Below are 25,258 nucleotides of genomic sequence, written 5' to 3'. Positions count from 1 at the left end.
TGTGTGTTCCTGAGGGTCAGTTGCGGGTGAACTCGCATTCGCGCACCGCGCCGCGCAGGCCGGTTTCCTTCTGCGGCGCCGACTTGACCTTCAGCGAGCGGTACGCAATGGAGATCAGCTCCGAGGGCGCGCCCCAGGCACCGCCGGAGTTGAGTACCAGCCGGCAGATGCGGGCCTTGTCCAGCACCAGCTCGAAGGCGGCCTGCGCCTCTTGCGCGCGCGAGTCGCCGCCCGCCTTGAAGGCGCTGATGACGACCTTCAGGTCTTTCTCCTGCGTGCGCAGCAGGCTGGCGATGACGGCCGTGGCCGCGTCGCTGCGGCGCGCGACGATCAGGTTGTTGGGCACGACCTGGTGCTGGCTCGAAGACTCGGGCACCTGCACCGACCAGTGGTAGCCGCCGATGCTCAGGCGCGCCTTGCCGTCTTCGAACGGGCGCTCGAGCTCACCCACGACGGGCGCGCCCTTGCTCTCGATCAGCATGACCAGGTCGGTATCGGCCGAGCCGGTTGCGACCAGCTCGTAGAACTGCCGGGCGTCTTCAGGGCTCCAGGAGCCGTCTTCGATAAATGCCATATCACCTCCAGGAATCAAAGAGAACCGAACCGAAATTCCGTGGCCCGCGTCAGGGCCGGGCACCGCCACCGTTGCCGCCATTGCCGCCACCGCCCTCCATGGCGCCGCTCCTGCGCAGCAACGCGGCGAACACCTGGCGCTCGCCGCTTTCGGCGGGCAGTTGCCCGCCGCGCACGCGCACCTCGGACACATCGGCCTGCGCGTAGGCCACGCCGAACAGCCGCGGCGCGCTGTACGGCGTGGCGGGCACGGCCATGACCAGCAGGCGCGCATCGCCGGCGGCGTCGAGCCAGGGCAGCTCGAAGCGCTTGACGGCCGGCTGCTCGGGCGTGCCGCGCTTGAAGCGGTTGGTTTCGCCCAGCTCGTCGGGGTAGACCGGCTGCAAGGCGCCGCGCGCGTCGATGCCCGCGATGACGAGGTCGAGCGAACGGCCGCTGGTGTTGCGCACGCTCAGCCGCACGCGCTCGCCCGCGCGAAGCGACGGCAACGCGCTGGCGGCCTGCGCCACGGGCACGCTGCGCAGCAGCTTGTCGGCGCTCCAGACCTCGAGCGCGGCATCGAAGCCGTCGAGCTGGCCGTCCTTGCCGTAGGCCTGCAGTTGCGCGAGCCACTTGAGCTGCGCCAGTGCCTGCAGGCGGCGGCGCAGCGCGGCGGTGTCGGGCAGCACGAGGGTGGAGACGGTGGCGCCGAGCAATGGCGCAAGCAGTTCGAGGCGCTGGCCGGCGGGGCCGAGGTCGGTCCAGCGCACGTCGGCCGCCGCGTTGTTGCCGGTGCTGTTGCTGTCATCGTTCACCGCGCGGATCGCCGCGGGATAGTCGAGGCTCAGGCCGGCGGGCAAGGGCTTGTCGGTGCGCACGCGCAAGGCGGTTGCCGACGGCTCGCTCATCGGCGTGACGCTCCAGAAGGCGCCGCCCGACACGTCTTTCAGCGCGGCCGGCACCGCGAGCCACGCACCGCCCAGTCTGATCTGCGCGATGCTGGCCGGCGCGCTGCGCACGCTGCCGTCTTCCAGCGTCGCGAGGAGGCGCACCTCCTGCTGCGGCACCAGGCCGTCGAGCAGGCCGGCCTTGAGCGCCAGGCTGTCGCCGCTGCGCTGCGCGCGCCACACCGGGCGCGTGGACGCGGGCGCGCCGCTGTTGGCGAACAGCGGCGCGTCGAGGTTGCCTTCGGCCACCGGCGACGGCAGCTCGCGCGTGGGAAAGCGCTGCGCGAGTTCGTCGATGACGGGCGGGTACAGCGCCAGCACGCCATCGAACAGGTCGCGCCAGGTGGCCGGCCTGCGCGACAGCGCCTCGACCACGGCCCAGGTGAGCAGGCCCTGCGGACGCGCATTGCGGGTCTTGCGCGGCAGGCGCAGCTCGGGCGTGATCTGGTGGCTCTCGGAGGCGAAGAAGGCGACGTAGCGTGCGCGCGCCACGGCTTCGGCCGGTGGCGGCGCGGGCGGTGCCGCCGCGCGCGCCGGCGCACTGCCGCCGAGCAGCTGTGCCGCGCGCAGGCCGCGCCAGCGCACTTCGTCTTCAGCCGGCCCTTCGGCGATGGCGGGCGCATCGGCCGTGCCGCGGGTCATGGAGTTGGCGGCGCACGTATCGAACACCGAGGCGACGAACACGTTGCGGGCCAGGAAGGCCTGGATCCAGCCGTCGAACTCGGTATCGCGCAGGTCGCCGGTCAGCACCGTGTCGCTGCCGAGCGTGCCGCGCACATCGCGCGCCAGAAAGTTTTCCGACAGGCCATCGGGCTCCTGGTAGCGCTTGGCGGTGTCACGCAGGCGGGTGCCGTGGCCGGAGAAATAGAGCAGCACGAAGTCGCCGCTCTTCGATTGCGCGAGCAGGCGGGCCAGTGCCGCGTGGATGGCCTGCGCCTCGGGCAGCGCCGCGCCGTTCACGCCATCGGCGAGCACCGTGATGTCGGGCGCGCTGAAACCCTGCTTGAGCAGCGCATCGCGCATCAGCATGACGTCGTTGCGCGGGGCCTGCAGCCAGAGCGCCTGCGGCTGGTTGACGAGCTCGGACACGCCGACGAGCAAGGCACGCTGGGTGGCGAAGGCGCTGCATGAAGCGCACAGCAGCCACACCAAAAGCAGCAGCCGCAACCGCATTGCTCCTTCCCCCTTTGGGGGAAGGCCGGGATGGGGGCAGCCAGAGCGCCCGATGGATACGCCGCTTGCCCCCACCCCGGCCCTCCCCCGGAAGGGGAGGGAGAAAGAAAAGAGCAATGCGGCTAGCGTCATGGCCGCTCCGACGCCGGCCCTGCCGCCGCAACCAGCGGCGATGCCGCCAGCACCGCCAGCCCTTCGACCGGGTCCGGCACGCGCAGCCGCCACGTGCCGCTGACCCCAGGCCCGCCCACCACTTCGGCCGAGATGGACTGCAGCAGCCGGTCGGCCTCGTCCATGCGCACGCCGTCGTTCCAGCGCACGAACACGTCGGCACGCACCGGTGCTGCAGCGGGTGCGGCCGGCACGGCGCGGTAACGCACTTCGTCGTCTTCCACGGCCGGGCCACTGAGAAGACCGATGTTCTGCACCACCACGCACAGGGCCAGCACCGCGAAGGCCGGGCGCGTCCATCCGTCCGCGCCGAACCAGCGCCGGATGCTGCCCCACCAGCCGCCCTCGGGCCGGGGTTGCGGCACGGCGCGCGCAGACGGTTCGGAGGGGGCGGGCGTCTCGCCACCACGCGACCGCGCCAGCGATGCGCCCAGTTGCAGCCCCGCGTCGCGGTACAGCAACTGGTAGTCGGCGCGCGGGTCTTGCGGGCCGAGCGGCGTGCCGGACAGCACCGAAAACACACCGCCCACGGTGCGCAGTGCAATGCGCCCCGGCTCCGGCGCGATGGGCAGCGCCGCATGCGAGGCCCATTCGTCGTGCACCGCGCGAATGGCCGCCAGCCGCGTGGCCGACACCTCGCCGAGCACGCGCGCGCACAGCTGCGGGCTGGCCTCGAGCGTGAGCACGTTCCAGGCCTGGACCACGCCGAACATCGGCTCGAAAGGCTCGTCGTCGGGCTCCAGCAGCACGTCGAATGCGCAAGCCCAATCGGCTTCGCCCGCGGCCATCCAGCCCTGCCACAGCTCGCCGTGGATACGGCGGTCGAGCAGCACGCCCAGCAGGCGCCCTTCATGCACGACGCTGACGAGGCGGCCCGGCGCCCAGCGGGCGCTGAAGGCACGCTGGGCGACAGCCTCTCGGCGCCGGGCCAATTCGGTGAGGGGAAGCAGCAGGTCGGACAGGGGCGCCGATGGCGCGGGTTCGGCCCCCGTTCCGGGCGTCGAACCCGGCATGGCCACGGTGGCGATGGCACCGGCGTGCGCGTCGTCGCCGGGAGCGGGCGTGCGTGCGGCCGCGCCGGTTTCCAACGCGTTGCGGATCACGCTGAGCGGGGGCCAGAGTTCGTTGTTCATGGCGTCTGTTCCTGAATGGCTATGTCTTCAGGCATAAGACGCTTCAGCACCGAGGATTTTGAAAACCTGCAGGATCGCCGCCATGTTCTCGGCCTCGATGGCAATGCCCAGCGTCTGCTGGAGCCAGCCGCCGAGGCGGGTCTTGGCGTAGTCCGCGGTCAGCCCCTCGCGCTTGTGCACCAGGCCGAGCCGGCCCGCGCGGTAGTGGTACGAGGCAATGGCGTGGCGCGAGGCAATGCCCGACAGCCCGCCTTCGGCCTCCTTGCCGAAGCCTTCGCACAGCAGCAGGCGCTCGGGCTCGGGCAATTCGGCAATGAAGGCGCGCGCGGCCTGCTGCACCGCGCGGGCGCTCAGGCCGTGCTCGGCCAGGCAGCCTTCAAGGTCTTCGCCCGCGCCGATCTCGTCTTCGAGCTGCGCCTCGGTGATCTGCTCGCCGATGGACAGCTTGCGGCGGAACGAACTGGCGCGCGTGCAGTCGATCAGGTAGCGCCGGAAGTAAGCGCACAGCGCAAAGGCGGTAGAGGGCGCGCTGTGGCCCGCGCGCTCTTCCGATTCATCGGGGTCGGCATCGAGCCGCAGCACCTTGACGTAGATGAACTGCGCCACCAGCTCCTGCCGCCCTTCGCCCAGCACCTGCAGCTCGGGCGGATTGCAGGCCACCAGCGCATCGCCCACGATGCGGTACATGGCGCCCATCTCGTTCGAGGACAGCGTCTGCCGGCGCCGCCAGAGGCGGACGAGCTCAGTGCTTTCCGCGGACGAGAGGGTCTCTTGCATGGAGGGCCAAGGGGGTCGGTCGATCAATCAGTCAGTCGTCGACGCACACGCCTTCAGTGGGCACCAGGCACTGCGGCAGGTTGGCGCCCACCGGCCCGCCGCGCGTGCGGATGGCGCCCGACACCGCGGCCTGCGCCACGGCCAGGCCGCGCGGCAGAAGAATCCACAGCTGGCCGCGCTCCTTCATGCGGCGCGCGTTGGTCGCGGCCTGCTGGCCGTTGCCGAAAAAGTAGTCGGCCCGCACCGCGCCGCGGATGGCGCCGCCGGTGTCCTGCGCGATGGTCAGGCGCTGCATCGGCGCGCCGCTGCCGGGCGTGCGGGTCGAGACGAACACCGGGTAGCCCAGCGGCGTGCTGCGCGGATCGACGGCAATCGAACGCCCCGCCGACAGCGGCACGCCGAAGGCGCCCACCGGCCCGCCCACGGGCGAAGTGGCTTCCTTGAAGAACACGTAGCTCGGGTCCTTGATGCCCGAGCCGGTGACCGCGCCGGCCGTGCGCCGCCCCGGCACCACCACCGGGCCGCTGGCGACAGGCCGTGCCAGCGTGAAGCCGCGCGTGCGGATGGTGCCGGCCGCGACGGCGCCGGTGTCGTCGTCGTCATCGCCGTCGTCCAGTTGCAGCTCGATGGACGAGCCGCGCACCTTCACCGCGCTGCGCGGCTTGCCGTTGGCGGCCTGCGCCAGCGTCGGGCGGAAAGGCTGGCCGTTCTGCTCGGCGTAGGCCACGCGAATGACTTCGCCGCTGGCCAGCTTGATGCGGCCCGAGCCCTGGATCTGCATTTCGTACAGCGCGGTGGCGCTGCTCACGAAGGCCAGCACCTTGGCATTGGGCGCGCCCTTGGTCTCGATTTCTTCGCGCGTGTAGTACGGCAAAAGTTGCTTGCCCTCGACGCGCAGGCGCACCTTGCGGTCAAGCGTGTCGCGCGAAACGCCCGAAAGGTCGAGCGCATACAGGCCGGGCGCGCCCATGTCGCGCGTGCTCAGGCCGGTCTGCACCACCACGTTGCGCCCTTCGACGCGGGCCGCCACGGTGCCGTTGCCCGCGGGCAGCTTGCGTGCGTCGGCGAACAGCATGTCGTCGGGCTGGCCGTACACCGGGTAGATGAAGGGCGCGCCGTACTGGCGGGCGCCCGCGATCTCGGGCTCGAAGTAGCCGGTGACCACGCCATCGGGCTTGCGGTCGTCGTCGCGGATCTGGTAGGCCGAGAAGCCGCTTTCGAAGAAGCCGCGAATCGCGGTGTTGCTCTTGCCGTCGATCTTCAATGCGCGGTCGCACACCTCTTTCCATTCGGCGCCGCGGCCGGTCAGCACCTTGCAACTGCCCAGGAAGGCGGGCCAGCTTTCGGAGAAATCGTCGCGCGACCAGCCCGGCACCGCGTCGAAGCCGACCGAGGTGTAGGTGGCGAGCTGGGTCGAGAAAGTGCGCGCCTGGCCGGCCACGCTGGCGCCGGTCGGCGGTGGACGCGAGGCCGATGTGTCGGCGGTGGATGTGTCGGAGGCGGTCGATGCCGGCGGTGGCGCGGCACAGCCCGCCAGCGAGGCCACGGCGGCGGCCGCTGCCCAGCGAAGCAGCGCAAGCGAAAGGGAGGTGAGGCGTGGCGGCTGCGAAGTGTTCATGAAAGTCTCCTTGTCCGGAAATGGGCAGCCCGTGGGGCCAACGCTCTACAGACGATTACTTCTCGACGATTTTGAAATTCGCGACGCCATAGACGTCGTTGCATGGGGCACCGGCGGGCGTGCAGACGGGCTTGCCCAGCAGCGGGGATGGGCCCGTGCCGCGCGTGGCCTCGAGCGCGGCCAGCACCGGCAGCGGAAACACCGGGAACACGCCGTCGTTCTGCACGCCGGCGGCGCTGAAGTCGCGCTCGTGCTCGCTCACGAGCACCGCGAACTGGTCGGTGCCGGCCGGGCCGCCCGCGTCCATCGGCCACGAGGCGCGCGGCAGCGCGAGCGTGCCGCCGGCGGTGATCTTGTTGTACTTGTCGAGCAGGTTGGGGAACAGCAGGAACATCTCGCCGCCGCTCGACAGCAGGAACACGTAGACGAAGCCCTCGCGCTTGCTGCGCACCTCGAAGGCGAGCCGGTCCTTGCCGATGGCGACCTCGGCCTTCTTCGGCGCGGCCGTGACATCGAAGCCCGGCGCGGCGCCGGCCGCCAGCGATTGCAGCGAATCGGTGGGTGTGCGCGGCGCGGGAGGAGGAGGCGGCGGTGGTGGGGGCGCGGGCGGCGCCTCGGCCACCTTGGCCTCGGGTTGCGAAGGCGGCGTGGTGGGGGTCGCCGTGCCAGCTGTACTGGATTGCTTGCCCGCGCCCGACGTGTCGTCGCCGGCCGCGCGGCCCTGCCACCACCACCAGCCGCCGCCGGCCACCGCCGCGACGACCGCGAGAGACGCCAGTGCTGCAACGGCTTTTCCGCCGCCCGCGCCTTTGCCCGCATCGGCAGGCGCTTTCGGTGCGGACGCGGTCGACGGCGCTTTCCTGCCGCCGGTGTTGCCGGCATTGCCGGGGTTCCCGATGACGGTGGCCGCATCGGCATTCGCATTGCTGCCGCTGCGCGCGCCCGAAGGCGGCTGCGTGCGCGGCGTCGGCGCAATGCTGTGGCCCACCTCCAGGTCGAGCGCCGCGCGCAGCTCGGCCATCGACTGCGGCCGCTGCTCGGGCCGCACGCCCAGGCCCGCATCGATGGCCTGCAACAGCCGCAAGCTGTAGCGCTTGCGCAGGATGTCGTTGCCCGCGAGCGGCACATAGCTGTCGGACAGCAGCCGCGCCACCGACGGCGGCGGCGCGCGGCCGCACACGGCCACGTGCATCACGGCGGCCAGCGCATACACGTCGGTCCACGCGCCCTGCGACATGTCGGGCATTTCGGCGTACTGCTCGATGGGCGCGTAGCCGGGCTTGAGGATGACGGTGATCGCCTGCGTCTTGTCGGTGATCACGCGGCGCGCGGCACCGAAGTCGAGCACCACCGGCCGGCCCGAGCCTTCGAGCAGGATGATGTTGTCGGGCGCGATGTCGCGGTGGTAGCAGTTGGCCTGGTGCATGACCGCCAGCGCCTGCGTGACGCCGTCCATGATGCGGATCAGCCAGGCCTCGTCCACGCCCGCGGGAATGGCCACCAGCGCCTCCCTGAGCGTGTCGCCCCTGTAGAAGGGCATCACCATGTAGGTGGTGCCGCGCTCCTGCCAGAACCTGTAGACCTTGAGCAGCGACGGATGGTCGAACTGGGCCAGCAGGCGGGCTTCGTTGATGAAGCTGCGCATGCCCAGGTCGAAGGTTTCGCGGTGCCGCTCCGACAGCGGGACCACCGTGCCGTCGTGCTGGCGGGTCGACAGCGACGTGGGCAAATATTCCTTGATGGCGACCACGCGTTCGAGGTCGTGGTCCCAGGCTTCGTAGACGACGCCGAAGCCGCCCTGGCCGATGATCCGCGTGATCTCGAATTCGGCGAGGCGGCCGCCGACGGGCAGCAGGCCCGCTTCGTGCGGTCCTGAGCCGGTGGCGGGACTGGTCACCGGCGTTGCTGATGTACCGGATGCTCCGGGCATGCTCGCCGTGCCAGATGTGCCGGCGGTGATGACCGTCGCGCCCGTGTCGCCACCACCTGTAGGTTGGGTGAGCTGGGTGGGCTGCGCGGGTTGCACCGGCCGCGCCACGACGCGCGTGCGGTCGTCTTCAGGCGGCGGTGTGCCGGCCGGCGCGTCGGTCATTCCCCACCCCCGAGAAACAAGGCGTCGAACTGCGCGTCCCGGGGCAAGCCGGTCGCCAGCATGCGGACCGCGCCTTCGACGGCCGGGTCGCCCATCCACAGCGATGCGCCCGGCCCCGGCAGTTGCAGCGACCCGACGCCGAATGCAGCTTCGCCATCGGCGGCGATCTCGGCAACAGCGGCGGTTGCCACCACGGCGAACAGGCGCGCCAGCACCGCGTCAAAGCGCAATGCATCCAGATCGCCATCGAGCCCTTCGAGCGCGGCCTGCGTCGCCAGCGACCACCAGTGCAGCGCGGCCGCCAGCGCCTCGCCATCGAGGCTGTCCGCCACGTCGGCATCGAGCTCGACCGCCAGCGTGAACGGAAAGTACCGCCCCACCCCATCGACCGATGGCATCAGCACGCCGATCCATGCGCGCTCGCCCGCCACCTTCGGCCCCAGCGCAAAGCACCAGATCGGCGCTTCGAGGTAGTGCGAAGTCCAGTCCGCGTGCCGGTCGCGCAGCCGCGCCAGTCCGCGTTGCAGCCACGGGTCCCACACCGCGCGGAACGACTCGGGCAGGCGCCGGTGCGCAAAGTCCCCCATGCCCGGCAGCTTGCCGAACCATCCGGGCAATTCGGCCGAGACAAACAGCGACGCCGAAAAGGAAGGAGGAGAAGAAGAGGCCGGGCTCACAACCCCTCCGGACAGGAAAACTCCCGCAGCTCGCGCAAACGGATGGGGTGCTGCACGCTGTTCGTCGTGACCTCGAAGCGCGTCTTGCGCGCGCCGATCTGGAAGGTGATGAAGAACTTCTCGGGCGCGTCGCCGGCTTCGAGCTGGCCGTCGTCGAGCGCGCGGAACAGCGCCCACGGCCCATCGACCGCCGAACCCGAACTGCCGGTGGCCGACGGCGGGCTGACCTGGATGCGCACCTGGTTGCTGCCCTTCGGGCCCGGCCACTGCACGGCCATCGGCACCACGGGGCCGTGCGCGTACTTCACCAGCTGGCCATCGACGTCGAGGATGAACTGGGTAATGCCCGCGTCCATTTCCACCGGCTTGAAGTCCAGCCGCATCGACGGGCCACGGCCGCCCGCGCGAAAGAAGATGTCCTTGATGCGCGCGGCGCGCTCGAACTGCGCCAGCGCCTGCGTGGTGACGGCGCCGCGCTCGGCCACCGGCTTGTAGCGCCACGGCCGCGTGCTGGTGTCGACCAGCGTGGCCAGCCGCTTCTGGAAAAAGTCGTCCATCAGGCCACCGGCGCCGAACATCTGGCCGAAGTCTTCGGGCAGCACATCGCGCTTGCTGGTGGGCGAGAACGGGTAGCGGCCCGCAATGGCGCGCGCGCAGAACTCGGTCACGGGCCGCAGGTCCTGGCTCAGGTTGCCGCGCTCGGCCACCTGGGCCTGCGCCGCGCCCGACTGGCTGAGGTTCTCGACCATGGTGCGCACCGGCTCGGGCAGGCGGCCGGCGTCGGACTTGAGCTTGCCCGCCACGTCTCCGGGCGGCGGCGAGGTGCGGCCCTTGACGGCCGTGTCGACCGCGTTGAGGTACACGTACACCTCGTTGAAGAGCTTCAGCGCGTCGTCGATGGGCGCGGGCTGGTTGGGCGCCGACGCGGTAACCAGGCGGCGCAGCGGCTCGAAGCGGTCGTCCACGATGCTCTCGATGCGCTTGCCCGGCGCTACCTGCTTGCCGGGGTCGCCGCCGAACAGGTCTTCCAGGCCCTTGCGCGTGTTGCGCACGGTTTCCGTGGCCTTGCTGACCACGTCCTTGCCGGTGTCGCCCTGCGGGATCAGCGTGGTCTCTTTCACCACCGCGCGCAAGAAGTTGGCCAGCGGCGAGCCCACGCCCGAGAGGATGCGCGCGGTCTCGATGTTCTTCTCCAGGCCGTTGGCGCGAATCAACCGCACGTCGGCCAGCAGCGCTTCCCACTGCTTGACGTATTCCTCCAGGTACAGGCGGCGCACGCGGTCGGTGAGCACGCCGAGCGCGGCCACGTCGCGCAGGCGGTCGGCGGTGTTGCGGTCTTGCCCCAGCACCCACGGGTCTTCCGCCGCCAGCAGGCCGGTGAGCACCGTCACTTCGTTCTGGAAGCGCTTGTGATAACCGTCGTAGGTGAACATGCCGGGCACGCCTTCGGTCAGCGGCTTGCCGCTGATGCGCTCGAACACCAGCGGCCCCGACGGCCCGGTGGCGGTGGCCACGCTGAAGGCCGGAATGTCCTTGGTGGCGCGCTGGCGCTTCAGGCGGCTGAACACGCGCTGCTCCAGCGGATAGCTGGCCAGCACGGCGCGCACGCTGCGCACCAGGTTCTCGTCCATCTTCAGCGGCGAGCGCGGCGGGCCTTGTGCGATGAGCACGTCGAGCTGGTCTTCGAGCGCCTTGCGCTGGTCTTCGGGAATGCCGCGGTCGAGGCTGCGGGCCCAGTCGAGCGTGATCCAGGCCTTGAGTGCTTCCGCATCGAAGTGCTCGGGCTGGTAGAGCATGAGGTAGCTCTTCAGCGCCTCGTAGGTGTACTCGAGGTTGTCTTTCTGCGCGGTGCGCAGCTGGTCTTCGATGCGCTTGGCGATCTGCGGAAGAAAGGCGTCGTTGAGCGCGCGCTGGTGCGTGAGCATGGCGGCGGCGTCGAGCTTGTCGCCCTGGTACAGGCCCAGCGTCATCGACAGCGGCTCGTCGCCCTGGCGGTTGTCGGGCGTCTTCCAGATGTCGCGCAGGCCCTGCAGCACGGGCGCGACCTCGACCAGGTTCTGCACGCGCGCGGGCAGCGCGGCCAGGGTCTGCTGCGCGGGCGCGACGCGGGCCTCGACCGACTTCAGGTAGTTCATGTTCTGCAGCGTGCTGTAGCCCCAGGCTGCGAGCAGGCCGACGGTGAGCAGCGTCATCGCGGTCACGCCGACGACGCGCAAGGTGTGGCGGCGCCGCTCCAGCTTGACGTCGGCGCCCGCCAGGCGCTGCTCGGGAAACACCACGTCGCGCAGCAGCGACGTCAGGAAGTAGCTGCGCCCGCTGCTCTTCTGCGGCGCGAGCATGGCGCGTTCGATGCCGAAGCTGCGCGACAGGCTGCCCATCACGCGGTCGATGGGGCTGCCCTCCTGCGTGCCGCTGGTGAAGTACACGCCGCGCACCCACGGCGGCTGCGCAAAGCGCGAGCCGGTGAACACCTGGTCGAGCAGGTCGGACAGCAGCGAGCCGATGGAGCCGAACTGCGCCGGAAAGCCGAAGATGGCCGCGCGCCGCGTGCCATCGGTCTCGCGCTGCATGCGCGGAATCAGCCCGTCGTTGACGCGGGTGTGCAGCAGCGCGAATTCGCGCGCGAAGGCATTCGACAGGCCCTTCTCTTCGAGCTGCACGTTCTCGTCCGCCGGCAGCGTGAAGCCGAAGACCTGCGCGCGCTGCTCCTTGCCGAGGTCGTCGAAGTAGTCGGTAAAGCCGTAGAGCAGGTCGCTCTTGGTGACGAGCACGTACACCGGCAGCCGCGTGGTGAGCTTCGCGTCGAGTTCGAGCAGGCGCGCGCGGATCGACGCGGCAAGCTGCGTGCGCTGCTCCGGCCCCTGGCTCAGCAGGTCGGCCACGCTGACGGTGAGGAACACGCCGTTCAGCGGCCGGCGCGGGCGCGACTTCTTCAGCAGGTTGAGAAAGCCTTCCCACGCGCTCTTGTCTTCGGACTGGTGGCTGTCTTGCGTGGTGTAGCGGCCGGCGGTGTCGATGAGCACGGCCTCGTCGGTGAACCACCAGTCGCAGTTGCGCGTGCCGCCCACGCCGCGAATGGCGCCGGGGCCGAACTTTTCGGCCAGCGGAAAGCTCAGGCCCGAGTTGACCAGCGCGGTCGTCTTGCCCGCGCCCGGCGCGCCGATGAACACGTACCACGGCAGGTCGTACAGGTAGCTGCCGCCCGAGATCGACATCCAGTCGCGCCAGCCGGGCTTCTTGCCGGCGGCATGCAGGCGCATCTGCTTGAGCGTGGCGACGGCTTCGCTGAAGCGCGTGTCGAGGATCTTCTGCTCTCCGTTGACTGGCGCATCGGACTTGGCGGCTGGCGCCTTCATGAGCCCGTCGGTCAGGTGCTGGCTCGCACGGCGCGCGCGCCAGCGGCGATACAGCGCGCGCAGCAGCACCACGAGCACGATCACGCCGATGACGATGGCGCGCACCATTTCGCTTTCGAGCGGTGCCAGCGCACCGACCTTCACCAGCGGGCCGACCCACCAGATCAGCAGCGCGACGACGATCAGCGCCAACAGCGTCAACAGCAACGGGCTGAACAGGAAGCCGAAGATTTTCTTGATCATTTCTTCGCTCCTGTACCGGGAACGACGGGAGCAGCCGGGGCAGTGGGAGCCACCGGCGCCGCCGCAACGAGCCGGTCGGGTTCGGTGAGCAACACGATGTCGACGCGGCGGTTGCGCGCGCGATTGGCCGGCGTGTCGTTGGCGGCCACCGGCTCGGCGTCGGCCTTGCCGTCGGCGCGCATGCGCGCTGGGTCGACCAGCGTGGTGAGCGCGCCCTTCACCGCGTCGGCGCGCGCGGCCGACAGGTGCCAGTTCGACGGATAGCGCAGCGAGCGGATCGGCTGGTTGTCGGAGTGGCCGGTGATGAGCACGTCGCCCTTCACCTCGGCCAGCGCCTGGCCGATGCGGCGCAGCACCGGCAGCGACGACGCCATCGGCTCGGCGCTGCCGGAGCCGAAGAACGAATCGCCGCGCAGCCGCACCACGCTGCGGTCGGCCTCGTCGGTCACCGTGACCAGGCCCTGCTTGATCTCCGGTTCGAGAAAGCGCGCCAGACGCGGCGACTTGGCCGGCGCGGCGGGCGGCGCGATCTGCAGGTTGGGCACGCGCAGGCCAGACACCGCCGAGTAGGTGGTGTCGGAGCGGTAGTTGAGCGTGAGCCGCAGGCCGAACCACGCCAGCGCCAGCAGCAGCGCAAAGCCCGCCGCGAACACCCACAGCGGCAGCGACTCGCGCAGCCGCACCGTGCCCGCGCCCTGCCCGCGCCAGTGCGGCGACAGCTCGGCTTCGAGTGGCGGACGGTCTTTGGCGATCAGGTCGGCAAGGCGCTGGCGCACCGAGTCGAGCTGCGCGCGGCCGTTGTCGACCACGCGGTAGCGGCCTTCGAAGCCGAGCGCCAGCACGCTGTAGATGAGCTCCAGCAACTGGCGGTGCGTGGGCACGTCCTGCGCGAGCTTGGCCAGCAGTTGGAACACTTTCTCGCCGCCCCAGGTCTCGTTGTGGAACTGCACCAGCAGGCTCTGCTTGTTCCAGCCGGCCTGCACACCCCACGGCGTGTTGGCCACGGCTTCGTCGAGCGCGGTGCACAGCACGTAGCGCGCAGCCAGCACCGATTCATTGCTCACGCCCGCGCGGCGCGCGTTGGCATCGAACTGGTTCACGGCATCGGCGGTGGAGGCACGCAGCGCCGGCACGTTCGGCGGCTGCGCCAGGTTGCGCAGCTTGCCGATCAGCACCAGCAGCTTGCCCGCGGCGGACACCAGCGGATTGAGCAGGCCCAGCTCGCCGACCTCGGCCGCGGGTGTCGGATCAGGGCCGCCAAAGAACGGTGCGGGTGCAGGCGCCGGCGGCGCGCCGCCCGGCGTGCGCGGCTTGGGCTTGATGACCGTGCGCTCCGACTCGAAGGCCGCGAAGGGGTCGGGAGGTGTGCTCATGATGGTGTTCCGTTTCCGTCGGCCGCGCGGGGCTGCTAGGAACGAATGGCCCAGAACGCGAGGTCCAGGCCGGGAAAGTCGCCGGCGATGTGCATCGCGATGCCGCCCGATTGCTCCAGCTGCCGCCACAGGTCGCTGTTGCGCGTTTCGAGTTCGAAATAATTCGCGCCCGTGTGAAACGGAATCTGCCGCGGCGCCACCGGCATCGGCGTCAGCGTGACGCCCGGCAATGCCAGGTTGACGAGGTCGCGAATGCGCTCGACCGGACCGATCTTCACTTGCGTGGGGAAGCGCGCGCGCAGGGCTTCGCTCGGCATGTTCGCGTTCACCGCCAGCACGAAGGTCGCCTTGCGCTGCAGCTCCACGTCGGTCACCACCGCCACGCGCACGCCATGCTTGCGGTCGTGCAGCTCGATGCGAATGGCCGACTGCTCGAACACCATCGACAGGCTGCGGCGCAGGTCGTCCATCACCGGGCGAAAACTCAGTGCCAGGTCGTCATGAATATAGGGACCGAAGTGCGCCACGCGGCGCGAATCGCGAAAGCTCGCAAGGTCGCCGGCCAGCCCGAGCGCATGCTCGAAGAAGTGTTGCGGGTGCAGCATCGCGCTCTTGGCGAGGTGCGCAAAGAGGGCCTCGTTGCGATTGACCGCCTGCAGCAGCATGAAGTCGGCAATCTCGGCCACGCCGCCGGTGCCGCCCTGCGTCATGCGCCCCGCAAGCGCCTCGCCGCGCTGGCGCAGCAGGCCCAGCAGTTCGTCGAGCCAGGCGCGAATGACGGCATGGCCGGCCACGTCGAGCAGCGGCGGCAGCATGGCGCGATCGAGCTGCACCTGGTTGTCGACGCGGCGCTCGACCACGCGGGCCACGCCCAGCGTGGTCCATGCGTCGGTGGCTTCGCTGGCGCGCATCAGGCGCGTGTGGAGTTGCCCCAGCTGCAGCATCGCCGTGCGCTCGCCGGCGGTGTTGGAGTCGGGCACTTCGGATTCGAGCACGCGGTGGCGCACCAGCTCTTCATAGTCTTCCGCATCGGCTTCGCGCGCACCGGCGCGGCGCAGCGGCAGCGCCAGCACCACCGCTTCGTCGCGCATCGAGGAAGGAATGTCGATGGGCTCGGGCAGCGGATCGACCGCCGGCATGTCGAACACCGTGCCGTCGCCGAACACCCCGACCGCGCGCACCAGCGCCAGCTTGCCGAGCGTGAGCGCGGCCGCGTCGATTTCAAGCTCGGCAAAGCCCCAGGCGTAGGGGGTGGTCATGCGCAACAGCACATGCCGCGCATGATCGGCATGGCGCTCGCTTTGCTGCAGGTGCTGAGGCTGCAACAGCATCCCCTCGCTCCAGACCACTTTTGTTCGCCAACTCATCCGCACTCCGTCAACGGCAAGGGTGCCTGAAAGAAACACGAAGTTTCCGGCGCGCAGGGCGGATGGCAAATCCGCCTAATGGTCTAGACGGAGGGGTTTGGAGGTACGGCGAAGGGAGTAGACGCGGGGCCTGGCAACGGCCGCCGCTGGGCGCTCAGCGCCCCGCGGCCAGTGCCCGCAAGGTCTCGACCTGCTCGTTGTAGGTCTTCTCGATGCGCTGCAGCCGCTGCGTCCGCGCGGCCTCGTTGACCCACGAGGCGGCCATGGCGCGCTGCTTGCCCAGCTGGTATTCGAGCCTGGCCTCGGGCAGCAGCGCGCTGTCGTCGGCCGCGACGTAGCCGTAGGCCGCACGCAGCGACTTCAGCACTTCGCGCTCTGCATCGGCGCGCGCGCCCTTGCCTTGCCCGTAGCTGGTCAGGAAGTTCTGCAGCCGCGCCTGGAACTCGGGCGGGTAGTCGCGCCGCACGACCATGGGCGCGCCGGGCGGCGGCTCCGATTCCCAGATGACCTGCAGTCTTTCGGCCTCGACGGGAAACTGCTGCCTGAAGCGCTCGAAGTCGGTGGTGTTGTTGGTGGCCACGTCGGCATCGCCATTGGCCACGGCGAGCGCGGTGGCCTGGTGGGTGCCGACGAATTCGCTGCGAAAGCGCGTTTCCATCTCGATGTTGTTGGGCAGGAAGAGCTGGCTCTGCGGCACGACGAAGCCGGTCACGGAGCGGCTGTCGCCACGCGCAAGGCGCCATTTCTCGGGCTGGGCGAGCATGCCTTCGAGGGTGTTGAAGGGCCCTGTCTTGCGGGCCAGCAGCACGGCCCGGTGCTCGGGCATGCCGGCGCGCCGCGCGATCTGCGCGACGACTTTCATGCGCCGCTGCATGACGGCGTCGAGCGCCATCTTGGCGGAGAGAAAAGCCATGTCGATCTCGTCGCGGCCGATGGCACGGTCGAGCTCTTCGTAGGTCGGGACGGAATAGGAACTGACGGGAATGCCGAGAGCACGGCTCATGTCGGCCATGAGCGGGGTCCACAAAGCCCGGGATTCAACGGTACCTCCGAGGGGGAGCACGCCGAAGCGGATGGAGCGGATGGCTTGCTGGTTCTTCTCGGGTGCTGTTGCTGCAGTTTGTGCCGAGGCCGGTGAAAGCAGTCCTGCAACGGCTGCGCTGAAGAGCAATGTTGCTGCCAGCAATCGTTTGAGTCTTGGGGGCATTTCAGTGGCTCTGTTCTGGCGCTGCGGCTGCTCGGGGCAGAAACATTCGGGGCGCGTGCGAATGNNGTGCTCTGCGCAGCGAAATAAAGGAGGAGCGAAGCGGGGGACATTCGCGGAGCAGAGCACACCGTCGGCGCGGGCGTCGCCCTGAACAACGCAAGTCACGCACCAAAGGAACAACGCAACGGACAGCAAGCGCGTTCATCACAAGGCTCAAGGCGTAACGTCTTTCAGCACACCGACCTGCTCGGCATAGCCACTGTCGATGCGCTGCAGCCGCGCCTCACGCGCGGCGTCGTTCACCCACTGGGCCGTCATCGCGTTCTGGCGTGCCAGTTGGTAGGCCAGCTTGGCGGCAGGTTGCAGCGACGTGTTGTCGGCCGCCACGAAGCCCGCCAGGTCGTGCAGCGACTTCAGCACCATCCGCTCCGCGTCGCCGCGCGGCCCCTTGCTTCGGCCGTAGTTGACCAGGAAGGTTTGCACACGGGTGCGCAACGCCGCCGGGTACTCGCGCCGCACCACGATCTGCGCATGCGGAATCAGGTCCGACTCCCACAGGATCTGCAGCCGCTGCGTCTCCGCCGGAAAGCGCTGCTTGAAGCGCTCGAAATCGGCCGAGTTGTTGGTGGCCACGTCCGCCTCGCTGTTCGCCACGGCCAATGCGTTCGTCTGGTGCGTGCCCACGGTCTCGCTCAGAAAGCGCGTCTCCATCACGATGTGGTTCGGCAGAAAGAGCTGCAGCTGCGGCACGATGAAACCCGACACCGACTGCTTTTCGCCGCGCGCCAGGCGCCAGCGCTCGGGCTGGGCCAGCAGGTCTTTCAGCGTGTTGAAAGGCGGCGTCTTGCGCGCCAGCAGCAGCGCGCGGTAACCGGGCAGGCCGTCGTGCCGCACCACCTGCGCCACCACCTTCATGCGGCGCTGGGTCACGGCGTCGAGCGCCATTTTTCCCGACAGGAACGCCATGTCGACCTCATCGCGCTGGATCGCCTGCTCCAGCGCCTCGTACGAGTTGACCGACAGCACGCTCACCGGGCGGTTGATGGCGCGGCTGAGTTCGGCCAGCAGCGGGTCCCAGTCGCTGCGCGACTCGAAGGCGCCGCCGAGCGGCAGGATGCCGAAGCGCACCGGCGCCTCTTGCGGGCCGGTGGTGTTGCTGCCGCTGCCCTGGGCCGCGGCCACCAGCGGCAGGCCCATGAGCAAGGCCAGCGCTGCCATTCGAAGGGCACCCTGGACATCGGCAAATCGGCGCAAGAAAACCTGCATAGTGGTACCGGAAGACATGGGGCCGCCGCGGAACAGCGGGTCTAACATGGGCTTGCGGACGCCATTAAATATCAAATGCGAGTATTTCTTGTGATGTTTTTCCAGCCTTCCATGTTCTGGCCGGGGCCCCTAAGCTCGGCCTCCATGCGTGCCTGGCCCTCATGAACTGGAACTTCCGCGTCCTCCGCGGGCTTGCCCGCCTGACCTTTGCCCAGCAGCTGATCCTGCTGGCGCTGGTGCCGGCCACGCTGGCCACGCTGGCCGCCATTGCCGTGCTGACGCGGCAGCACCTGGGCAACCTCACCGAGCTGATGCGCGCCAATGCGCAGACGGTGGCGATGCAGGTGGCCACGGTGGCGCAGGCGCCGCTGGCGCGCATGGACCGGCGTGCGCTGGCTCGCACGGCCCAGTCGGGCACGTACCAGCCGCATGTGCAGCAGGTGCAGATCTGGACCGAAGACGGCGAGATCGTGGCCAACTCCGAAACCGTCGACCGCGTGCGCGGCGAAGGCCTGCAGGTGGTGGTGCCGATCGTCAGCGACGACGGCCGCCACAACGGCAAGGTGATGGTCGAGATCGGCCTCGGCGCGGTGCAGAAGGCCCGGCGCTCGGTGTGGCTCAACGTGGTGCTGGTGCTGGCCATCAGCCTCATCGGCGTGGGCCTGGCGGGCTGGTGGGCGGCACGGCGCATCAGCGCGCCGATCCGCGCGCTCGGCAAGGCGGTCGACCGGCTGGGCGCGGGCGAAGACGCGCGGGTGACCATCGAGGGCACCTCGGAAGTGCGGCACCTGCAACACGGCTTCAACCAGGCGGCGCGCGCGCTGGCCGAAAGCCGCAGCCTGCTGCAAAGCCGCATCAACGAGGCGACGACCGAGCTGGCGCGCAAGAACGCGCAGCTCGAGGTGGCGAGCCAGGCCAAGACCCGCCTGCTGGCCGCCGCCAGCCACGACCTGCGCCAGCCGCTGCACGCGCTGACGCTGTTCTCGGACGGGCTGGCCAACGGCGAGACCGACCCGGTGAAGCTGCAGCGCATCGGCCACATCCGCGAATGCGTGGACTCGCTGGACCGGTTGTTCTCGGAGCTGCTCAACCTGTCGCAGCTCGACGCGGGCGTGCTGCAGCCGCAGTGGGCCGACTTTCCGCTCGACCGGCTGTTCGATGAAATTAGCCGCAACTTCCGCCCGGTGGCCGAGCAGCAGGGCTTGCGGCTGGTGGTTCGCAAGACCGACGTGTGGGTGCGCTGCGACTACGTGATGCTCTCGCGCATCCTGAACAACCTGGTGTCGAATTCGCTGCGCCACACCATCGAAGGCGGCGTGCTGATCGGCGCGCGGCGGCGCGGCCGTGGCGTGCGCATCGACGTGCTCGACACCGGCGTGGGCATCGCGCTGCAGCATCAGGCGCGGGTGTTCGAAGAGTTCTACCAGGTGGAGCCCACGGGCCGGCAGGCGGCGCGCGGCGCACGCGGCATGGGGCTGGGCCTGGCCACGGTGCAGCGGCTGGCCGAGCTGCTCAACACGCGGGTCGAGCTCACATCCAGGCTGCACAAGGGCACCTGCGTGCGGGTGCTGGTGCGCTCGGCGCCGGCCGCCCTGCCCGCGCCGGCGAGCACGCCCGCCTCGGCCGCCGGCATCGAGGAAGAAGAAACCAGCCTCGCGAACCTGCGCATTCTGGTGATCGACGACGAGCGCACCATTCTCGAAGGCCTGTCCGTGGTGCTCGCCAACTGGGGCGCGCAGGTGATGGCCGCGCAGACCCGCGCCGAAGCACTGGCGCTGGCCGACACCTGGGCGGAGCCGCCGGACGTGGTGGTGAGCGACTTGCTGCTGCAGGGCGGCGACAACGGGCTGGAGGTCATCGCCGCGCTGGAGCGGCATCCGCGCGGCATCGGCCCCGGCACCGCGCGCCTGCTGGTCACGGGCGAGACCAAGCCCGACCGCCTGCGCGAAGTGGCCAGCGCGGGCATTACCGTGCTCTACAAGCCGGTGTCGCCGCGCGTGCTGCGCCAGGCCATACAGGCACAGCGCTTGGCCGCGCTGCAACTGGCCGGCGAGGCCGGTTGAAGCGGGCCGGGAAGCAGGCCAAGCAACAGCTCGGGGTAGGTGTCCGGGTAGTCCATCGGACATAGGCCGAGCGGCCGCCGGGGTGCGTATTCCGTCACGCGGGCAGGCCGTCGCGGCGGCTGACATAAGCCCTCCGCCTTATCGCGCGAAGCAGGGCCCGTCCTTACATTGGATCATTGCCCCTTGCTGCGAAAGCAGTCGATGTTCGTTGCCTTGAAACACCCTTTTCCGTTCGTCAGCGCACGCGCGTGCCCTCGCCCGGTGGCACGGGCCCTGCAGTGCCTTGGGCTGTGCCTGGGTCTGACGCTGGCCGGCCACGCCGCATCGGCGGCCAGCCTCACGGTGCTGATGGGCGACGACATCGCGGCGTCGTCGGAGTTCGTGCAGCAGCTGCGCGCGGACCAGGAACCGGGCAGCCGCTTCGAGCTGGTCCGGCTCTCGCCCGGCGGCACCGAGCCGCCGCTGTCGGCGGACAGCGCAAGCACCGCAGCCGGCACCGAGGCCGAGCGCGCGGCCAATGCCGGCGTGCGCACGCGCAGCCTGCGCACGGCCGATGCGGGCCTCACCATGGCGGTGGGCCCGGCCGCCGCGCGCGCCGCCGTCGAACGGCCGGGCCAGGAACCGCTGGTGCTGGCCATGCTGAGCCGGCTCGACTACGAAGCCCTCAAGGCCGGCAGCCCCGCGCTGCGGCGTGGCGACCGGCGCGTGGGCGTGCTGCTGCGCGACCCGGCCATGGCCGACCAGCTGGCGCTCATCAACGCGGTGCTGCCGCAGAAGCACCGCATCGGCGTGGTCGCCACGCCTGAATCGGAACCGCTGGTGCGCGAGTTGCAGCGCGCGGCGCAAGGCGCCAACCCGGCCTGGGACGTGCGCGTGGAATACGCACCCGATGCGCGCTCGCTCGCCGCCGCGCTGCGCGTCGTGGTGCCGCAAAGCGATGCGCTGATGGTGCTGCCCGACCTCATCGGGGACAACCAGGCGGCCACGCTGTCGGTGCTGCGCGCCGGCGCGGGTGCCGGCCTGCCGGTGTTCGGCGCCAGCGAAGGGTTGGTGCGCTCGGGCGGCCTGGCCGCCGCGGTGTCCACGCCGTCGCAGCTCGCGCAGCAGGCCCGCCTGCTGGGGCAGAAGGTCGCCAGTGCCAGTGCCAGTGCCAGTACAGCCGCTGGCGGCAGCAACGGCGCACCGCTGGTGGAGGCCGCCACGCCGGCCACCGTGCGCGTCAACGCCACCGTGGCACGCGGACTCGGCCTGCGCCTGCCGGAAGAACGGGAACTGACCGAACGACTCGCGGCACCGCGATGAACACCGAACTCGCCCCCCCAGACCCGGCACGCGCCGGGGCCGCGGGCGACCATGCGCCCATGCCGCCCGATGCGCAGGCGCGCGGCAACCCCTCGACCCACACGCTGGTCATGCGCGGCAACCTGCAGCGCGACCTGTTCCGCCTGGGCGTGGTGCCGTGCGCCGCAGTGGCGCTCGCGCTCACGGGGTGGTTCACGCACAGCCGGCTGCAAACGCTCGAAGCCGCCTTCGACGCCGAAGGCCAGGCCGTTGCGCGCCAGGTGGCGGCCATGTCCGACCTGAGCCTGTATGCCGGCGACCTGCCCGCGTTGCAGAACGTGGCCAACGCGGCATTGCGCGGCGGCCAGGTGACGCGCGTGGAGATCAGCAACAGCGCCGGCGTGTACGTCACGGCCGGGCCCAAGACCGCATCGCTCGCGCAGCTGCGCATGTTCACTTCGCCGGTCACGCTGCGCGAGGCCTCGCGCGCCAGCGCCTTCGCGCCCGCGGGCTCCACCGCGGCGGGCGACACGCCCATCGGACTGGTGCAGACCTTCCGCGACACCACGGCCTACACGCGCGAGCGCAGCCGCTCGCTCATTGCGGGCATCGGCATCGCGCTGGTCGCGTTGCTGGCCGCCTGGGCCTCGGTGCGCCACATGGCGCGCACCGTGGCACGGCCGCTGCGGCGCGTGTCGCGCACGGTGGCCGCGCTGGAGGCCGGGCACTTCGAGATGCGTTGCGACGTGGTGGCGGGCGGCACGCGCGGCAAGCACGAACTGGCGGTGCTGGCGCACGACATCGACCGCCTGGCCGAACGCCTGCAGCGCAACCGCCAGATCAGCGAAGAGCGCGTGCGCGAAGCCACCGCCGTGGCGCTGCAGCGCATGGCCGAGGCCGAGCAGGCCGCGCTGTCGCGCGCGCGTTTTCTGGCGGCCGCGAGCCACGACCTGCGGCAACCGCTGCATGCCATGGGCCTGTTCATCGACGGGCTGCTGCCGGGTGCCTCGGCCACGCAGCGCCCGGCCGTGCTGCGGCTGCAGGAAAGCACCGAGTTCATGGGCGTGCTGCTCGACGATCTGCTCGAGATTTCGCGGCTCGATGCGCAGGTGCTGACGCCGGCCATCACCAAGGTGCCGCTCGCGGCGCTGTTCGACCAGCTCGATGCGCAGCATGCCGCCAGCGCCATCGAGGCGCGCATCCGCCTGCGCTGGAGCGACCGCGGCCTGGCCGTGCGCACCGACGCGGCCATGCTGCAGCGCATCGTCGGCAACCTGGTGGCCAATGCGCTGCGCCATGCACCCGATGGCGGCACCGTGCTGGTGGCCGCGCGGCGCAGCCCGGCCGGCGTGCGCATCGAGGTGCGCGACAACGGCGTGGGCATCGCGCCCATTCACCAGGGCCGCATCTTCGAAGAGTTCTACCAGGTGGCCAACACCGAGCGCGACCGGCGCCGCGGCTTCGGCCTGGGCCTGGCGATCTGCGCGCGCATCGCGACCCTGCTGGGCACCCGCATCACCGTGCGCTCGGCGCTGCAGGCCGGCAGCACCTTCGCCTTCACGCTGCCCGCCGCGCGCACCACCGACACCGCGCCGCCCGAAGTGCCGCCGCTGGCGCCCGCGCCGCTGGCCGGCCTGCGCTGCCTGGTGGTGGACGACGACCCGGCCATCCTCGACGGCAGCCGCTCGCTGCTGGAGCAATGGGGCTGCCAGGTCGAATGCGTGACCACCGGCGCCGAGGCCATCGCGCGGCTGGGCACCGGCGACCTGCACTACGACGCCGTGCTCTGCGACCTGCAACTGGCGGGCGATGGCGATGGTGTCGACCTGATCGAAGCCGCCAAGCGCCTGCAGCCCGATGCACTGGCGGTGCTGGTGTCGGGCGCCACCGGGCCCGAAGTGCTGCAGCGGCTGCGCCACGGCGGCGTGATGCTGCTGACCAAGCCGGTGGCACCGGCCAAGCTGCGCGCGCTGCTGACCACGCGGCGGCACGCGCACGCGGCCTGATCCGCGCGCACCGCTTGCGCCATCGCATCGCCGCGCACGCGCGCTTCAGGCCACTTCTTCGGCCCGCGAGAACTGCCTGCGGTACACGGTGGGCGACACCTTGAACGCCGACAGGAAATGCTTGCGCAGCGACACCGCCGAGCCGAAGCCCGCGCCGGTCGCCACGCGCTCGACCGGATGGTCCGTCGTTTCCAGCAGCCGCTGCGCCAGTGCCAGGCGCTGGTTCTGTATCCACTGCCCGACCGTCGTGCCCGTCGATTCACGAAAGCGCCGCGTGAAGGTGCGCCGGCTCATCAGCGCGCGCCGGGCCAGCCCATCGAGCTCGTGCGGCACGTCGAGGTGCTCGCCCAGCCACTCCAGCAGCGGCGCGAGGCGATCGCGCTCGGCGGTGGCGGGCACCGGCTGCTGGATGTACTGCGCCTGCCCGCCCTGCCGGTGCGGCGCGACCACCATGCGCCGCGCCGCGCGGTTGGCCGTCTCGGCGCCATAGCGCACGCGCAGCAGGTGCAGGCAGCAGTCGATGCCCGCGGCCGTGCCGGCTGAAGTGAGCACGTCGCCGTCGTCGACATACAAGACCTCGGGCTGCAGCTTCACCTTCGGGTACTGCTTCGCGAACGCCGGTGCCAGGTGCCAGTGCGTGGTCGCCGGTCGCCCGTCGAGCAGCCCCGCCTCGGCCAGCACGAAGGCGCCCAGGCACAGCCCGACCACCGTGGCGCCTCGTTTGTGCGCGGCCTGCAGCGCACGGATCAGCGCCGGCGGCGCGGGCCGTCCGTCGTCGCGCCACGAGGGCACCACCACGATCTGCGCCCGGCGGATCGCCTCCAGGCCATGCGGCACCACCAGCGTGAAGCCCGCGTTGGTCTGCAGCGGCCCCGGCTCCGGCGCGCACACCCGCATGCGAAAACGCGGCGCCCCCGTCTCGGTGCGGTCTTCGCCGAAGACCATGCAGGGCACGGACAGGTGAAAGGGACTGATGCCGTCGAAGGCAACGACGGCGATGGTTTCTGCAGCAGGATTGGAAGCGGAGATGGAAGCTGAAGTGGCCATGGCCCGATCTTATCGATGATTGGCTATCGGGCCACTTTCGAGGGATGGGTGAAAAGCAAAGAATAGAGCCCATACCCACCACACAACCAGAGAAGAAGGAGCCAGAAGACCATGAGCAACACCCCCGCCCCGCGCCGCGCCCTCGTCGTGATCGACGTGCAGAACGAATACTTCGAAGGCGGCGGCCTGCCGATCGAATACCCGCCCATCCTGGACACGCTGCCGAACGTGACCAGGGCAATGGACGCGGCCCGCGCAGCCGGAACGCCGGTGGTGGTGGTCCAGCACCACGCCCCCAAGGGCGCTCCGGTGTTCCAGGCCGACACGCACAACGGCCAGTTGCACCCCGAGATCGCGAAGCGCCCGCGCGACCACCTGGTCACGAAGACGTTCCCGAGCGTGTTCACGGGCACCGACTTCGCCGAGTGGCTGTCGCGCCACGAGATCGACACGTTGAGCGTGGTGGGCTACATGACGCAGAACTGCGACGCGTCTACTGTCTTCGAGGCAATGCACCGGGGGCTGAACGTGGAGTTCCTGTCTGACGCGAGTGGTGCGTTGCCGTACGAGAACGCAGCGGGCAAGGTGACGGCGGAAGAAATCCATCGCGTGTTCAGCGTGGTGTTCCACAGCAACTTCGCGGCGGTGACGTCGACGGCTGCCTGGATCACTGCGATGCAGGAAGGCCTGACCATTGCGAAGGACAACGTGGTCATGTCCAACCGGCGCGCTCGGGGCGTTTGAGGCGTCTGTTCGCCGTCTGAGTGGGGTACGTTCAGGGCGACGCCCACGCCGACGGTGTGCTCTGCTCCGCGAATGTCCCCCGCTTCGCTCCTCCTTTATTTCGCTGCGCAGAGCACACCATCCGCGTGAGCGTCATCAGAGTGGTCGTTGATCAGCGGTACACCA

At 70.1% G+C, this 25,258-nt stretch carries 17 protein-coding genes; 4 read left to right on the top strand and 13 right to left on the bottom strand.

Going from position 1 to position 25,258, the window contains the following annotated elements; translation table 11 throughout:
* Positions 1–16: 16 nt before the first annotated feature.
* From DBV14_RS26260 to phnD (DBV14_RS26205), 12 genes are all read right to left on the bottom strand, one after another.
* Complete coding sequence (locus DBV14_RS26260; protein WP_124463665.1) at positions 17–574, bottom strand: type VI secretion system tube protein Hcp; 558 nt, start codon at positions 572–574, stop codon at positions 17–19.
* Positions 575–623: 49 nt separating this feature from the next.
* Positions 624–2,672, bottom strand: a complete 2,049-nt coding sequence (locus tag DBV14_RS26255; protein WP_260397238.1) for a caspase family protein — start codon at positions 2,670–2,672, stop codon at positions 624–626.
* Between the two features lie 128 nt (positions 2,673–2,800).
* Positions 2,801–3,976 (bottom strand): hypothetical protein, encoded by a 1,176-nt coding sequence (locus tag DBV14_RS26250; RefSeq protein WP_124463661.1) that lies wholly within the window; start codon positions 3,974–3,976, stop codon positions 2,801–2,803.
* A gap of 27 nt (positions 3,977–4,003) precedes the next feature.
* Positions 4,004–4,753 carry a hypothetical protein gene (locus DBV14_RS26245; protein ID WP_124463659.1) on the bottom strand — a complete coding sequence of 250 codons (750 nt, stop codon included), beginning with the start codon at positions 4,751–4,753 and terminating at the stop codon, positions 4,004–4,006.
* Positions 4,754–4,784: 31 nt separating this feature from the next.
* Positions 4,785–6,371 (bottom strand): murein transglycosylase A, encoded by a 1,587-nt coding sequence (locus DBV14_RS26240; protein WP_124463657.1) that lies wholly within the window; start codon positions 6,369–6,371, stop codon positions 4,785–4,787.
* A gap of 55 nt (positions 6,372–6,426) precedes the next feature.
* Positions 6,427–8,463 (bottom strand): serine/threonine-protein kinase, encoded by a 2,037-nt coding sequence (locus tag DBV14_RS26235; protein ID WP_124463655.1) that lies wholly within the window; start codon positions 8,461–8,463, stop codon positions 6,427–6,429.
* Positions 8,460–9,140 carry a type VI secretion system-associated protein TagF gene (gene tagF, locus DBV14_RS26230; protein WP_124463653.1) on the bottom strand — a complete coding sequence of 227 codons (681 nt, stop codon included), beginning with the start codon at positions 9,138–9,140 and terminating at the stop codon, positions 8,460–8,462. Before tagF ends, DBV14_RS26235 begins: the two co-directional genes overlap by 4 nt.
* Complete coding sequence (gene tssM, locus DBV14_RS26225) at positions 9,137–12,739, bottom strand: type VI secretion system membrane subunit TssM (protein WP_124463651.1); 3,603 nt, start codon at positions 12,737–12,739, stop codon at positions 9,137–9,139. The genes tagF and tssM overlap by 4 nt, the downstream gene beginning before the upstream one ends.
* Positions 12,736–14,112, bottom strand: a complete 1,377-nt coding sequence (locus tag DBV14_RS26220; RefSeq protein ID WP_124463649.1) for a DotU family type VI secretion system protein — start codon at positions 14,110–14,112, stop codon at positions 12,736–12,738. The genes tssM and DBV14_RS26220 overlap by 4 nt, the downstream gene beginning before the upstream one ends.
* Before the next feature lie 35 nt (positions 14,113–14,147).
* The gene (tssK, locus tag DBV14_RS26215) at positions 14,148–15,479 is read right to left on the bottom strand and encodes a type VI secretion system baseplate subunit TssK (RefSeq protein ID WP_124463647.1); all 1,332 of its coding nucleotides are present in this window, start codon (positions 15,477–15,479) and stop codon (positions 14,148–14,150) included.
* Positions 15,480–15,633: 154 nt separating this feature from the next.
* The gene (phnD, locus tag DBV14_RS26210) at positions 15,634–16,686 is read right to left on the bottom strand and encodes a phosphate/phosphite/phosphonate ABC transporter substrate-binding protein (RefSeq protein ID WP_124463645.1); all 1,053 of its coding nucleotides are present in this window, start codon (positions 16,684–16,686) and stop codon (positions 15,634–15,636) included.
* 213 nt (positions 16,687–16,899) lie between these two features.
* On the bottom strand, positions 16,900–17,952 hold the full coding sequence (gene phnD, locus DBV14_RS26205; RefSeq protein ID WP_124463643.1) for a phosphate/phosphite/phosphonate ABC transporter substrate-binding protein: 1,053 nt from the start codon (positions 17,950–17,952) through the stop codon (positions 16,900–16,902).
* 161 nt (positions 17,953–18,113) lie between these two features.
* On the opposite strand from phnD (DBV14_RS26205), the gene DBV14_RS26200 reads away from it, so the two are divergent.
* The 3 genes from DBV14_RS26200 to DBV14_RS26190 all read left to right on the top strand — a co-directional run bounded on the left by DBV14_RS26200 (position 18,114) and on the right by DBV14_RS26190 (position 23,302).
* Entirely contained in the window at positions 18,114–20,015 is a 1,902-nt protein-coding gene (locus tag DBV14_RS26200) for a hybrid sensor histidine kinase/response regulator (RefSeq protein WP_124463641.1), read from the top strand.
* Positions 20,016–20,228: 213 nt separating this feature from the next.
* Positions 20,229–21,317 (top strand): ABC transporter substrate binding protein, encoded by a 1,089-nt coding sequence (locus DBV14_RS26195; protein ID WP_260397237.1) that lies wholly within the window; start codon positions 20,229–20,231, stop codon positions 21,315–21,317.
* Positions 21,314–23,302: an ATP-binding protein gene (locus DBV14_RS26190; RefSeq protein ID WP_260397236.1), complete on the top strand. Its 1,989-nt coding sequence runs from the start codon at positions 21,314–21,316 to the stop codon at positions 23,300–23,302. The genes DBV14_RS26195 and DBV14_RS26190 overlap by 4 nt, the downstream gene beginning before the upstream one ends.
* A gap of 45 nt (positions 23,303–23,347) precedes the next feature.
* On the opposite strand, the gene DBV14_RS26185 is transcribed toward DBV14_RS26190, so the two are convergent.
* Positions 23,348–24,349 carry a GlxA family transcriptional regulator gene (locus DBV14_RS26185; protein WP_124463639.1) on the bottom strand — a complete coding sequence of 334 codons (1,002 nt, stop codon included), beginning with the start codon at positions 24,347–24,349 and terminating at the stop codon, positions 23,348–23,350.
* 111 nt (positions 24,350–24,460) lie between these two features.
* Between DBV14_RS26185 and DBV14_RS26180 the strand changes: the two genes are divergently transcribed.
* Positions 24,461–25,093 carry a cysteine hydrolase family protein gene (locus DBV14_RS26180; RefSeq protein WP_124463637.1) on the top strand — a complete coding sequence of 211 codons (633 nt, stop codon included), beginning with the start codon at positions 24,461–24,463 and terminating at the stop codon, positions 25,091–25,093.
* Positions 25,094–25,258 lie beyond the last annotated feature (165 nt).

Origin of the sequence: Variovorax sp. KBW07 (assembly GCF_003852515.1) — a bacterium.
In the GTDB taxonomy this organism is placed as follows: Bacteria; Pseudomonadota; Gammaproteobacteria; order Burkholderiales; family Burkholderiaceae_C; genus Variovorax.
This window is presented reverse-complemented; position numbering and strand designations above follow the sequence as displayed.

Excerpts from the sequence above, each read along its gene's own strand:
- DBV14_RS26260 (WP_124463665.1), bottom strand. The coding sequence starts at position 574 with ATGGCATTTATCGAAGACGGCTCCTGGAGCCCTGAAGACGCCCGGCAG.
- DBV14_RS26255 (WP_260397238.1), bottom strand. The coding sequence starts at position 2,672 with ATGCGGTTGCGGCTGCTGCTTTTGGTGTGGCTGCTGTGCGCTTCATGC.
- DBV14_RS26250 (WP_124463661.1), bottom strand. The coding sequence starts at position 3,976 with ATGAACAACGAACTCTGGCCCCCGCTCAGCGTGATCCGCAACGCGTTG.
- DBV14_RS26245 (WP_124463659.1), bottom strand. The coding sequence starts at position 4,753 with ATGCAAGAGACCCTCTCGTCCGCGGAAAGCACTGAGCTCGTCCGCCTC.
- DBV14_RS26240 (WP_124463657.1), bottom strand. The coding sequence starts at position 6,371 with ATGAACACTTCGCAGCCGCCACGCCTCACCTCCCTTTCGCTTGCGCTG.
- DBV14_RS26235 (WP_124463655.1), bottom strand. The coding sequence starts at position 8,463 with ATGACCGACGCGCCGGCCGGCACACCGCCGCCTGAAGACGACCGCACG.
- tssM (WP_124463651.1), bottom strand. The coding sequence starts at position 12,739 with ATGATCAAGAAAATCTTCGGCTTCCTGTTCAGCCCGTTGCTGTTGACG.
- DBV14_RS26220 (WP_124463649.1), bottom strand. The coding sequence starts at position 14,112 with ATGAGCACACCTCCCGACCCCTTCGCGGCCTTCGAGTCGGAGCGCACG.
- tssK (WP_124463647.1), bottom strand. The coding sequence starts at position 15,479 with ATGAGTTGGCGAACAAAAGTGGTCTGGAGCGAGGGGATGCTGTTGCAG.
- phnD (WP_124463645.1), bottom strand. The coding sequence starts at position 16,686 with ATGCCCCCAAGACTCAAACGATTGCTGGCAGCAACATTGCTCTTCAGC.
- phnD (WP_124463643.1), bottom strand. The coding sequence starts at position 17,952 with ATGCAGGTTTTCTTGCGCCGATTTGCCGATGTCCAGGGTGCCCTTCGA.
- DBV14_RS26200 (WP_124463641.1), top strand. The coding sequence starts at position 18,114 with ATGAACTGGAACTTCCGCGTCCTCCGCGGGCTTGCCCGCCTGACCTTT.
- DBV14_RS26190 (WP_260397236.1), top strand. The coding sequence starts at position 21,314 with ATGAACACCGAACTCGCCCCCCCAGACCCGGCACGCGCCGGGGCCGCG.
- DBV14_RS26185 (WP_124463639.1), bottom strand. The coding sequence starts at position 24,349 with ATGGCCACTTCAGCTTCCATCTCCGCTTCCAATCCTGCTGCAGAAACC.
- DBV14_RS26180 (WP_124463637.1), top strand. The coding sequence starts at position 24,461 with ATGAGCAACACCCCCGCCCCGCGCCGCGCCCTCGTCGTGATCGACGTG.